The 11,038-nt window shown below is 62.8% G+C and carries 13 protein-coding genes and 1 riboswitch; of the genes, 8 read left to right on the top strand and 5 right to left on the bottom strand.

Annotation, left to right across the window (positions count from 1 at the left end; translation table 11 throughout):
• The first annotated feature begins 161 nt into the window (after positions 1-161).
• From dapA to ABI213_RS20170, 5 genes are all read left to right on the top strand, one after another.
• On the top strand, positions 162-1,043 hold the full coding sequence (gene dapA, locus ABI213_RS20190) for a 4-hydroxy-tetrahydrodipicolinate synthase (protein ID WP_348006741.1): 882 nt from the start codon (positions 162-164) through the stop codon (positions 1,041-1,043).
• Positions 1,044-1,086: 43 nt separating this feature from the next.
• Entirely contained in the window at positions 1,087-2,166 is a 1,080-nt protein-coding gene (gene bamC / locus ABI213_RS20185) for an outer membrane protein assembly factor BamC (protein WP_348007849.1), read from the top strand.
• A complete protein-coding gene (locus ABI213_RS20180) occupies positions 2,163-2,963 on the top strand; it encodes an MBL fold metallo-hydrolase (RefSeq protein ID WP_348007848.1) in 801 nt (266 codons plus the stop codon). The genes bamC and ABI213_RS20180 overlap by 4 nt, the downstream gene beginning before the upstream one ends.
• A 29-nt stretch (positions 2,964-2,992) precedes the next feature.
• Positions 2,993-3,177, top strand: a riboswitch (yybP-ykoY riboswitch).
• A 16-nt stretch (positions 3,178-3,193) separates the two neighbouring features.
• Positions 3,194-3,769 (top strand): TMEM165/GDT1 family protein, encoded by a 576-nt coding sequence (locus ABI213_RS20175; protein WP_348007847.1) that lies wholly within the window; start codon positions 3,194-3,196, stop codon positions 3,767-3,769.
• A gap of 25 nt (positions 3,770-3,794) precedes the next feature.
• A complete protein-coding gene (locus tag ABI213_RS20170; protein ID WP_348007846.1) occupies positions 3,795-4,742 on the top strand; it encodes a cation diffusion facilitator family transporter in 948 nt (315 codons plus the stop codon).
• Position 4,743: 1 nt separating this feature from the next.
• Here ABI213_RS20170 and ABI213_RS20165 read toward each other — a convergent pair whose 3' ends face one another.
• The 5 genes from ABI213_RS20165 to ABI213_RS20145 are packed head-to-tail and all read right to left on the bottom strand — an operon-like array spanning position 4,744 to position 8,786.
• A complete protein-coding gene (locus tag ABI213_RS20165; RefSeq protein WP_348007845.1) occupies positions 4,744-5,430 on the bottom strand; it encodes a hypothetical protein in 687 nt (228 codons plus the stop codon).
• On the bottom strand, positions 5,427-6,320 hold the full coding sequence (locus ABI213_RS20160) for a fumarylacetoacetate hydrolase family protein (protein WP_348007844.1): 894 nt from the start codon (positions 6,318-6,320) through the stop codon (positions 5,427-5,429). Before ABI213_RS20160 ends, ABI213_RS20165 begins: the two co-directional genes overlap by 4 nt.
• 29 nt (positions 6,321-6,349) lie before the next feature.
• Positions 6,350-7,159, bottom strand: a complete 810-nt coding sequence (locus tag ABI213_RS20155) for a fumarylacetoacetate hydrolase family protein (protein ID WP_348007843.1) — start codon at positions 7,157-7,159, stop codon at positions 6,350-6,352.
• Positions 7,156-7,959 (bottom strand): ABC transporter ATP-binding protein, encoded by an 804-nt coding sequence (locus ABI213_RS20150; RefSeq protein WP_348007842.1) that lies wholly within the window; start codon positions 7,957-7,959, stop codon positions 7,156-7,158. The genes ABI213_RS20155 and ABI213_RS20150 overlap by 4 nt, the downstream gene beginning before the upstream one ends.
• A gap of 29 nt (positions 7,960-7,988) precedes the next feature.
• Complete coding sequence (locus ABI213_RS20145; protein WP_348007841.1) at positions 7,989-8,786, bottom strand: IclR family transcriptional regulator; 798 nt, start codon at positions 8,784-8,786, stop codon at positions 7,989-7,991.
• A gap of 126 nt (positions 8,787-8,912) precedes the next feature.
• Between ABI213_RS20145 and ABI213_RS20140 the strand changes: the two genes are divergently transcribed.
• The 3 genes from ABI213_RS20140 to ABI213_RS20130 form a co-directional block, all read left to right on the top strand.
• Entirely contained in the window at positions 8,913-9,719 is an 807-nt protein-coding gene (locus ABI213_RS20140) for an ABC transporter permease (RefSeq protein ID WP_348007840.1), read from the top strand.
• Between the two features lie 39 nt (positions 9,720-9,758).
• Positions 9,759-10,730 carry an ABC transporter substrate-binding protein gene (locus ABI213_RS20135; protein ID WP_348007839.1) on the top strand — a complete coding sequence of 324 codons (972 nt, stop codon included), beginning with the start codon at positions 9,759-9,761 and terminating at the stop codon, positions 10,728-10,730.
• A 3-nt stretch (positions 10,731-10,733) separates the two neighbouring features.
• The coding region (locus ABI213_RS20130) for an SDR family NAD(P)-dependent oxidoreductase (protein WP_348028420.1) at positions 10,734-11,038 on the top strand (305 nt) is incomplete at its 3' end.

Raw genomic sequence — 11,038 nt, 5'->3', positions numbered from 1 at the left:
GCCGACCAGCTCTGGGCCTGTTTTTGAACAAAATTGGCCTCTAGCGCATAGCGCACCTGCGCGGGTAGCTACTAAAGCAATAGCAAATCGCTTTTTCCAGCGCCAAAATCGCGTTACACGCCCTCGTTAGAATGTCGATTTTCCCGTTTGAGACTGCGGACATGACACCCATTACTGGCAGCATCGTGGCACTGGTGACCCCGATGCTTGAAGACGGCAGCGTGGACTACCCCACCCTGCGCACACTGATCGACTGGCATATTGCGGAGGGGACGGACTGCATTGGCGTGGTCGGCACCACCGGCGAATCGCCCACCGTCAACGTGGAAGAACACCTGGAGATCATCCGCGTCTCGGTGGAACAGGCCCGAGGCCGCGTGCCCATCATGGCCGGCTGCGGCGCGAACTCCACCGCAGAAGCCATCGAACTCACCCGCTTCGCCAAAAAGGTCGGTGCCGACTGCCATTTGCAGGTTGTGCCCTACTACAACAAACCCACCCAAGAAGGCCAGTACCAGCACTTCAAGGCCATTGCCGAAGCGGTGGATTTGCCGATGGTGCTGTACAACGTACCCGGCCGCTCGGTCGCCGATATGCTGCACGACACCGTGCTGCGCCTGGCCCAGGTGCCGGGCATCGTCGGCATCAAGGAAGCCACCGGCAACATCGAACGCGCGCAGTGGCTGATCCGTGACGTGCCCCAGGGCTTTGCTGTGTACTCAGGCGACGACCCAACCGCCGTAGCCTTGATGCTGTGCGGCGGCCAGGGCAACATCAGTGTGACCGCCAACGTAGCCCCACGTTTGATGCACGAGCTCTGCGTGGCCGCCATGGCAGGAAATGCCCGACGTGCCATGGAGATCCAGCGCCAGCTCATGCCCGTGCACAAACACCTGTTTGTCGAAGCCAACCCGATTCCCGTGAAATGGGCCATGGCCGAGCTGGGCCTGTGCGGACCCACCCTGCGCCTGCCTATGACCCCCTTGTCGGCCTCTTTCCACTCCACCGTCAAAGACGCGCTGCGCAGCGGCGGCTTGCTGTAAACCCTTTTAGGAACGATACGTGAACCATATTGCACACACTGGATTGACCGCTGGATTAAAAATTGGGGTGTTGGGACTGGCATTGGCCTTGGGTGCCTGCACGGTGCTGCAAAGCGAAAAGATAGACTACAAAAGCGCGGGCACGGTAGGCCCGGCATTGGACGTGCCGCCTGACCTGTCGCAACTGACCCGTGACTCCAAGTACGTGGTGCCCGGCGCTGCCGTCACCGCCAGCAACTACAAAGTTGGCCAGGTGGCTGCTGCAGCCCCCACTGCCGCCACCTCGCTGGGCGACATCCGCATTGAACGCGCCGGATCGCAGCGCTGGCTGGTCATCAACCGTCCGGCAGACAAGCTGTGGGGGCCAGTGCGCGACTTCTGGCAGCAAAACGGCTTCTTGCTGACCGAAGACAACCCTGGCCTGGGTATCATGGAAACCGACTGGGCCGAAAACCGCGCCAAGCTGCCGCAGGACATCATCCGCAGCACCTTGGGCAAAGTGTTTGACACGCTCTACTCCACCGGAGAACGTGACAAATACCGTACCCGCCTGGAGCGTACCGCCACCGGCGGCACCGAGATCTACATCAGCCACCGCGGCATGGTCGAGGTCTACACCAGCCAGGCCAAAGACCAAACCATCTGGCAGCCCCGCCCCACCGACCCCGAGCTGGAAGTCGAATTCTTGCGCCGCCTGATGCTCAAGCTGGGTGCCAATGACGATCAGGTCAAAACCGCGCTGGAGCCCGAAGCCGCCAAGGCCAATGCCCGCATCGCCACGGTCAACAACCAGCCGGTGGTGCAACTGGACGACGGTTTTGACCGTGCCTGGCGCCGCGTCGGCCTGACCTTGGACCGCACCGGCTTCACTGTGGAAGACCGCGACCGCAGCAAAGGCACCTACTTTGTGCGCTACGTAGCCCCGAACGCCACCAAGACCCAGCCCGGCTTCTTCACCAAGCTGTTCAGTAAAGAAAGCAGCACGCCACCGCTGCAGTACCGCATTGCCGTGGTCACCGAAGGCACGACCACTACCGTCTCGGTGCTGAACGCCGCAGGCGTACCGGAAGTGTCGGACAACGCCAAAAAGATCATCCAAATCATTGCGGACGATTTGAAATAAGCACTCTTAGATTCAAGAGCCTGGGCAGCGGCAGCGCGGGCAACGGCACCATTGTCGAAGCCTGCCGCGGGGGCCACACCACCCGCCTGCTGGTGGATTGCGGCTTTGGCCAAAAGCAGCTCGACCAGAGGCTGGCGCTGGCGGGACTGCAGGCTGGGCAAATCGACGCGATCTTCATCACCCACGAGCACGGCGACCATGTCGGATGCGCGCCGCAGTGGGCCGTGCGCCACCGCATCCCGGTATGGATGAGCCACGGCACCCATGCCGCCATTACCCAATCCCGCCACCCCGATCTGCCAGACCTGGACGGCCTGCTGCGCATCGCCCGCGACACCGAAACCATCGACCTGGGCAACCTGCAGCTCACGCCCTTTACCGTGCCGCACGATGCGCGTGAACCCCTGCAGTTGCGCTGCAGCCAGGGCGATACCACCCTGGGCATCCTGACCGACCTGGGCCACGCCACGCCGCATGTGCTGGCGCAATTGATGGGCTGCCAAGCCCTGCTGCTGGAATGCAACCACGACCCCGACCTGCTGGCCGCATCGCGCTACCCGCCGTTTTTGAAACAGCGCGTGGGCGGCATGTACGGCCACCTGGCCAACCACGCTGCCGCCGACATTGCCCAGGCCCTGGCCGTAGGCGGTCTGCGCCGCATCATGGCCGCGCATTTGAGCGAACAAAACAACCGGCCCGAGCTGGCGTTGGCGGCACTGGCCGGAGCCGAAGGTTGCGCCGATGTCACACTGGGAGTAGCGCAGGCGGCTTTTGGCTGCGATTGGGTTACGGTCTAAGCATTTACCCTGGTCGGTCGGGTAAAATCGCAAAGTTCATTGGGGAGTAGCCGCCCACGCTTATGTGGGGCTTGCGTCAACATACTTAGCCGTTCGGCTATGGTGCAAGCGGTTGGTGTTTAAACATCGTTTTAAGCAGCTTCTTAGCAAGACCTTTGACCATGTCACCTCGGTTTGGCCGGGAGGGGATGTGGTCATTCGTCTTAGTCCGGCTAAGGAAACAAAACCCCATGGAAGCATTTCTCATCTCCACAGGCGTCGTCGCTCTGGCAGAAATCGGCGACAAAACCCAGCTCCTGGCCTTCATTCTGGCGGCCAAATTCAAAAAGCCCTGGCCCATCATCGCGGCCATCTTCGTCTCTACCATCGCCAACCACGCCTTTGCCGGTGCCGTCGGCTCCTGGGTGACCTCTCTGGTCGGGCCCGAAACACTGCGCTGGGTACTGGGCATTTCGTTCATCGGCATGGCAGGTTGGACACTGGTGCCCGACAAATTTGAAGAAGAAGATGCGAAACTGGCACGCTTTGGCGTGTTTGGCACCACCTTGATTGCCTTCTTTCTAGCCGAAATGGGCGACAAAACCCAGTTTGCCACCATCGCCCTGGCGGCCAAGTACCACAACTTTGCGGCGGTGGTGTCCGGCACCACATTGGGCATGATGTTGGCCAACGTGCCCGCCGTGCTGCTGGGCAACAAGATTGCCGAACGCATGCCAACCAAGATCGTGCACCGCATTGCCGCCGGTATTTTCCTGCTCATGGGCATCTTGACCTTAATGGGTGTTGGCGCTGGTGTAGGCTTGTAGTACAGCTACACAATTCGGAGCACGCATGCTGAACCTATTTCCAGACCAAGACGAACACGACAGCGCCCAGCAAATGGCCCTGAAAGCCGCAGCCGCGTCCAAAAGTACCTGGATCAGCGTGACCGTCAACATCGCCCTGAGCACGGTGCAGATCCTGGTGGGTATCTTTGCCAAATCGCAGGGCCTGATTGCTGACGGCGTGCATTCCCTGTCCGACCTGGTGGCCGACTTTGCCGTGTTGCTGGCCAACCACCACAGCCGCAAAGATGCCGATACCGAGCACCCTTACGGCCACCAGCGCTTTGAAACCGGGGCCTCGCTGGTGCTGGGTTTGCTGCTGCTAGCGGTGGGCCTGGGCATGGTGTGGACGGCGGTGCTCAAGCTGGAGCAGCCCGCGCTGATCCCCAGCGTGCACCTGTCGGCCCTGTGGGTGGCACTGGCCGCACTGGTGGCCAAGGAGTGCCTGTTTCGCTACATGCTGCGGGTGGCCACGGCGGTCAAATCGGGCATGCTGGTGGCCAACGCCTGGCATGCGCGCTCGGACGCGGCGTCGTCCCTGGTGGTGGCCTGCGGTATCGGTGGCAATCTGCTGGGCTACCCGCTGCTAGACCCTATCGCGGCGCTGATCGTGGGCTTTATGGTGGGCAAGATGGGCTGGTCGTTTGGCTGGGATGCCCTGAACGACCTGATGGACCGCGGTGCCGACACCCAACAGGTGGAGGCCATCCAGCGCACCATCGCCGACACCCCCGGGGTTCTGGGCGTGCACGACCTGAAAACCCGGCGCATGGGCGACATGCTGGTGGCCGACGCGCACATTGTGGTGGCCGCCGAGATCACGGTGGAGGCCGGTCACGCCATCGCCGTGGAAGCGCGCCGCCGGGTGTTGCAGCAGCACGCGGTGCTGAACCTGATGACCCACATCGACCCGGCAGAACGACCGGATCTGGACCACCTGGCAGGCAAGGCCTAGCTCAGCCTGCAGACCAAGGTGTTTTGCAGCGCGTGTACTCCAGTTGGTACACCGATGCCGCCACGTCCCCCGCACCGGCCTGCACTAACGCCGCCTGCAAACCTGGCAGCACCAGACCCAGCGCAGCAGCGTTCACACCCTCCACCAGCACCACCCAGGTGGGCACCAAGGTGGTGTCGGCGCGGGCTTTTTTCTCGGCGGTTGGCACCTGGCTGCCTGCCACGTCGGCCAGACACAGATGCGCCCCCACAATGCCCGGGGCATCGCACAGCACCGGCAATATCTGCTGGCGCAGTTGCTGGGCCACAGCGGTGCGCCCTGCTTCTGGCACGTCAAAGCGCAGCGTGGCCATCACGCCGCCCTGGCCCACGCCACCGGTGTAATCGACCCGGCAGATGGAGCGCGAGACGTTGCGAAAAGCCTGCACCGAGGTTTGGGTCCAGGGCGTGGGGCTGTTCAGCCGGTTCAGGTAGTCCTGGCCGCCCACCACCTCGGGGCTTTGCGCCTCGTACAGGTTGAAGTATTCCGGCCCGCCTTGCAGTGCAATGTAGCGGCGGCCCCGCAAAAAGCCGGGAATGCCCGCGCGCTCGGGCATGTGCTCGCGGTTATGCCACTCGTAAAAATTGGCCTTGGCTTCGGGCAGCAGGTCGTGCCAGATGGCAACCACACCCAGCCCGCCCAGGCTCACGCGGCACCTCGGCGAACGCGTGCGGCCCAGGCTTCGCCCACGGCATCCGAAAAAGGCACGATCACCTGGCGTTGCTCGCCCAAGCCGTCGATGCCCAGGGTCATCACATCGCCGTTGTCCAAAAACACCGGTGGCTTCTGGCCCAGGCCCACACCGGGCGGCGTGCCGGTAGGAATCACGTCGCCCGGCAGCAGGGCCATGAAGCGGCTCAGGTAGCTGACGATCACGTCCACGCCAAAAATCATGGTGCGAGTATTGCCGGTCTGGCGGCGCTGGCCGTTCACGTCCAGCCACATGCCCAGGTTCTGCACATCTGGCACCTCATCGCGGGTCAGCAGCCAGGGGCCGATGGGGCAATGCGTGGGATAGCTTTTGCCTTTGGTCCACTGGCCTTCGAACTCGATCTGGTAAGCGCGTTCGGACATGTCGTTGACCAGGCAATAGCCCGCCACATAGTTCAACGCATCGGCCTGGCTGACGTTCCAGGTCGGCTGGCCGATGACGATGCCCAGCTCCACCTCCCAGTCCATCTTCACCGAGCCGGGTGCGCGCAGCACGTCATCAAACGGGCCGCTAAGGCTGCTGGTGTGCTTGTTGAACACGATGGGCTGGCTGGGGATGGGGGTGTTGGTTTCGGCCGCGTGGTCGGAATAGTTCAGGCCGATGCAGACCACGTTGCGCACATCGCCCACGCAGGCCCCTAATCGCACGTCGGCGGGCACCAGAGGCAGGGACTGCGGGTCGATAGCGCGCAGCCGCTCCAGGCTGGCCGGGTTGAGCATGGGACCGGCAATGTCCGGCACCACACCGGACAGGTCGCGGATACCGCCCTGGGCATCGAGCAAACCGGGTTTTTCAGCGCCGTGTGCGCCATAACGGACTAATCGCATGGTGTCTCCTTCATTAAAAGCAATAGAACTTACGCAGAGCCTGGCGGGCTTTGCGCAAGTTCGGGGTAATGGAACGAAAAATCAAATGCGGCCAAGTCGCCGTAGCGCAGGGCAATCTGGCGGGCCGCAGGCCAGGTCAGCACCCCGGCCAAGGAGCCGGTGATCACCACCTGCCCGGCCTGCAGCCCTAGCCCGCGCTGGCCCAAAAAATTGGCCAGCCAGTACAAACCGGCACGGGGATGGGCATCGGGGTGACGGGCGGGATAGCTTTGCACCGCGCCGTCCACCTCTACCGCCAGATCAAAATTCTGCCAATCGCGGTCGTCTACCACCGGCCCCAGCACCACGCCGGAATTGAGCAAACCATCGGCCAACTGCTCGGCAAACGGCACCTCGGCATCCAGGGCGTAGCGGCTGGCGATGACTTCCAGCGCGCAGCAGGCGTGGCCCACGGCAGCATCCACTTCGTGTGGGCGGTACGGCTCGGCACGCGGCGGCAGGTCGTGGGCCATCAGGTAGCCGATTTCAGGCTCGAAACGGACGGGGGTGGTCGTTGCTAGTGGCACCCGTGGGGCACGATGGACCGCATCGGCGTAGATGGGCGCAGCGACCAGCTTGCCTGCCGTGGGCAGCGCGCATTTCCAGCCCGCCACCGCATGGTTCAAGCCCAGGGTGACCAGCTGCTGGATCTGCCAGCCCTGCTCGGTATCGGCGGGGCGGCAGGCCTCGGGCAGGCGTGCACCCACCCGGCCCGCACGCCGTCTTGCTATTAGTTCCGTAGCTGCTTGCGCAGATGCCGCCTGCGCCAGAGCCCGATTTTCTTTAAATTCTGAGCTCATGCTGCCTGCGCTTTGACCTCGGCCACCACCTCGCGCGACAGCACGCCCTTGCTGAAAAAGATTTCGTTGATCTCGTCGCAGGCATCAAAGAAGCGCTGGTCGCGCCGGGCTTCCAGGCCCCGCAGGCGCGGCAGGTCGATTTTCAGCTCCCGGTCGATCTTGCCGGGGCGGGCCGACATCACCAGCACGCGGTCGGCCAGCAGCACAGCCTCGTCTACGCTGTGGGTGATGAAGAGCACGGTCTTCTTGGTGCTGATCCAGAGCTTTTCCAGGTCCAAGCGCACCTGTTCACGGGTCAAGGCATCCAGCGCGCCAAAGGGCTCGTCCATTAACAGCAGCGGCGGGTTGTGCAGCAAAGCCCGGGCAATCGAGGCGCGCTGGCGCATGCCGCCCGACAGCTCGTGCGGGTAGCGGTCGGCAAAATCCTGCAAACCCACCTGGTGCAGCAACTGCATGGCGCGCTCTTTGTAGTCGGCTACGTTGTAGCCGCGCATATCGGCCTGGAACAGCACGTTGTCCAGCGTGTTGCGCCACTCCAGCAGCACCGGGCTTTGGAAGACGATGCCGACATCGCTGACCGGCCCATTCACCGGCTTGCCATTCACCGCAATGCTGCCGCTGCTGACACCGTGCAACCCGGCCACCAGCCGCATCAGCGTGGATTTACCGCAGCCCGAGGGGCCCACCACGGCGATGAATTCGCCCTGTTCCACCTGCAGGTCGATGCTTTGCAGCGCCGTGGTTTCCTTGCCACCGCGCTGGTAGCGCTTGGTAACCCCCTGGATATCGATTCCCAGCATGCTTGTCTCCTTGTTGTTAAATTTTTGACTCAGGCGGGCAGTGGTTCGCTGCGCGGCCAGACCATCTTCAATGTGCTGGCGGCCTGCACCAACTGGGCGTGGCAATCGGCGTAGCGGTCAGCGGTCAGGCGCATGCACGGCCCGGCGATGCTCATGGTGCCCACGACCTGGTCGCTGGCATTGCGCACCACCACGGCCAGCGCGCTCACCCCTGGCTCGGCCTCTTCCACCGCCAGGCCAAAGTTGCGCTGGCGGGTGGCCTGCAGCTCTTCCAGCAAAGCGGCCACGGTGCGCAGCGCCCGCGGTCCGGCCACCGGCACCACCGCCTTGTCCTGGGCAAAACCGCCGCGCATGGCGCAGTGCAAGGCCTGCTCGTCGCTCTGGCTGGCCAGCCAGGCTTTGCCGTTGGCCGTGGCGTGCAGAATGATCGCGCCGGTCATGGACGGCTGGTACATCAGCCCCGGCGTTGCACCCTGGGACGAGGCAAACCAGCGCAAGCGCTCGCCATCCACCACGGTCAGCCGCACCAGTTCCTTGCATTGCTTGGCCACCGCGTCCAGCACCGGCTGCACCAGGCCCGGCAAACCCGTGCCATACAGGTACTGCTGGCCCAGCAACGACAGTTTCAGCGTGAGCCGGTAGCGCTCGGTCACCGGCTCTTGTTCTACCCAGCCCTGCTCTACCAGGTTGGCCAGCAGGCGGTGCGCCGGGCCGTTTTGCAAATCCAGGCGCAGCGCGATGTCGGACAAACGCATCCATTCGGGCTGGCTGGCCAGCAGCTCCAGCGCTTCCAGGCAGCGGTCGAGTAAACCTTTGACGAGTCTCATTTTTGGAATTGTATTTTTAGTGGAATGTAGTTACATTAACAAAAACCCAAGCCGCTGTCAAACATAACGGCGGAAATAAAACCCGGGTGGCAGCCGCTGCCCATCTACAAAAGAGACGGAGACAACATGCATTTGCGAATGTTTGGGCGCTACCAACAGGCCGTGCGCCTGGCGCTGACTTTTGGTGGCTTCTTGCTGGCCTGGCAGATCTTCTGCATGGTGACGGGCATCAAGCCGTACATCCTGCCCGCGCCCAGCCTGATCCTAGTCAGCCTGGTCGCCAAGTTCCCACGCCTGGCCGAGGCCAGCCTGTACACCTTGCAGCCCATGCTGCTGGGCTACGCCTCAGCGGTGGTGCTGGGGGTGCTGATTGCGCTGGGCATTGCCTTCTCGCGCACCCTGGAACGCACGCTGTACCCGCTGCTGGTGTTCTTCCAGATCATCCCCAAGATCGCGGTGGCACCGCTGTTCATCATCTGGTTCGGTTTTGGGCTGATGCCCAAGGTGCTGCTGGTGTTTTTGCTGTCGTTTTTCCCGGTCGTGGTGTCGGCCATCACCGCCTTCCGCTCGGTGGACGCCGACATCATGGACCTGGCCAAATCCACCGGAGCCTCGCGCTTGCGCACCTTCTTCAAGATCCAGATTCCGCACGCGCTACCCACCATGTTCACCGGCTTCAAGGTGGCAGCCGCCCTGTCGTCCACGGCGGCCGTGGTGGCCGAATTTGTGGCTTCTGACAAAGGCCTGGGCTTTTTGCTGCTGGAGTACAACGGCTCGCTCGACACCACCATGACCTTCGCCACCATCATCGTGCTCAGCGTGCTGGGCCTGGCGCTGTACGGCATCGTGGAACTGGTAGAGATGATCGCCATCCCCTGGCACATCTCCCGCCGCGAGCCGCAAGGCATTTCCGCCGCTGGCAGTGCCCATTGATCCCCCGTTCCCTTCCCAAAAAACCCACCGGAGACACCTATGAAATTGATCTTTAAAACGGCCGCCCTGGCCATCGCCCTGTGCCTCAGCGCCCAAGCCATGGCGCAAGAAAAAGCCTCACTGCGGCTGAACTGGCTGCTGTATGGCTTCCACTCATTCTTTCAGCTCGGTGTGGACAAGGGCTTTTACAAAGAAGAAGGCATTGACCTGACGATTGGCGAAGGCCAGGGTTCGGGCCGGGCGATCCAGATCGTGGGCAGCAAATCCGACACCTTTGGCCTGAGCGATGGCGGCAGCGTGATTGGCGGCGCCAGCAAGGGCGCGCCGGTGCAGGCGGTGATGGGCATCATGAACAAAACCCCCTTCGCCGTGATTGCCCGCGCCGATGCAGGCATTAAATCGGTGAAGGATCTGGAAGGCAAAACCATTGCTGCCACCACCGGTGAAGCCGCGCTCACCATCTTCCCGTCGATTGCCAGCGCCAACGCAATCGACATCTCCAAGGTGAAGTTTGTGCGCGTGGACGGCAGCGGCAAGCTGGTCGCCATGCTGGAGAAAAAGGTCGATGCCATGCTGGGCGGGCTAGAGAACCAATCGCTGATCCTGGCCCAGCGCGGCCTGCCGGTGACCACCCTGGGCTATGCCGATATCGGTGCCAACACCCTGGGGCTGGTCGCCGTAGCGCATACCGACACCATCAAGTCCAACCCGGCCCTGGTGCAAAAGTTCATCCGCGCCACGCAAAAGTCGATTGCCTACGCCGCCAAGAACCCCGAAGAAGCCATCGCCGCCATCGCCAAAATCAAGCCCGACCTGGACAAAGACCTGGCCCTGAAGCAGCTCAAAGCCGGCCTGGGCCTGCAACGCGCCGCCGGGGGCGAGGCCCAACCCATCGGCTGGATGAACCCCGACGACTGGGCCCGCACCCTGAAAATGGCGCAGGACTACCAAGAACTGAAGACCGACCTGCCCGCCACCGCTTTCTACACCAACCAACTGGTGGGCAAATAAACCATGGCTACAGCGCTTGCCTATGATTTCAAAGGCCGTGTCGCCATCATCACAGGCGGCAGCGGCGGGCTGGGCCTGGCCATGGCCGAGCGCCTGTGGGGCGCAGGTGCCAGCGTGGCCTTGTGGGATGCCAACACAGCAGGAGCCCAAGCCCTGGCCGACCGACTGGGCGACAGGCTCATGGTCCGGCAAGTCGATGTGACCAGCGAAGCATCGGTACAAGACGCGGCCTTGGCCACCGCCCAGCGCTTCGGCCATATCGACACCCTGGTCAACAACGCGGGCATCCTGGGCCCGGTGGCCAATAC

The sequence above is a fragment of the Rhodoferax sp. genome (genome assembly GCF_039922535.1).
GTDB lineage: Bacteria > Pseudomonadota > Gammaproteobacteria > Burkholderiales > Burkholderiaceae_C > Rhodoferax_B.
The sequence above is the reverse complement of the archived record's forward strand: the minus strand, read 5'-3'. Positions and strand labels throughout refer to the sequence as shown.

Coding starts and splice junctions, on each gene's coding strand:
- ABI213_RS20170 (WP_348007846.1), top strand. CDS start 3,795: ATGCTGAACCTATTTCCAGACCAAGACGAACACGACAGCGCCCAGCAA.
- ABI213_RS20145 (WP_348007841.1), bottom strand. CDS start 8,786: ATGAGACTCGTCAAAGGTTTACTCGACCGCTGCCTGGAAGCGCTGGAG.
- ABI213_RS20155 (WP_348007843.1), bottom strand. CDS start 7,159: ATGAGCTCAGAATTTAAAGAAAATCGGGCTCTGGCGCAGGCGGCATCT.
- dapA (WP_348006741.1), top strand. CDS start 162: ATGACACCCATTACTGGCAGCATCGTGGCACTGGTGACCCCGATGCTT.
- ABI213_RS20140 (WP_348007840.1), top strand. CDS start 8,913: ATGCATTTGCGAATGTTTGGGCGCTACCAACAGGCCGTGCGCCTGGCG.
- ABI213_RS20160 (WP_348007844.1), bottom strand. CDS start 6,320: ATGCGATTAGTCCGTTATGGCGCACACGGCGCTGAAAAACCCGGTTTG.
- ABI213_RS20150 (WP_348007842.1), bottom strand. CDS start 7,959: ATGCTGGGAATCGATATCCAGGGGGTTACCAAGCGCTACCAGCGCGGT.
- ABI213_RS20135 (WP_348007839.1), top strand. CDS start 9,759: ATGAAATTGATCTTTAAAACGGCCGCCCTGGCCATCGCCCTGTGCCTC.
- ABI213_RS20175 (WP_348007847.1), top strand. CDS start 3,194: ATGGAAGCATTTCTCATCTCCACAGGCGTCGTCGCTCTGGCAGAAATC.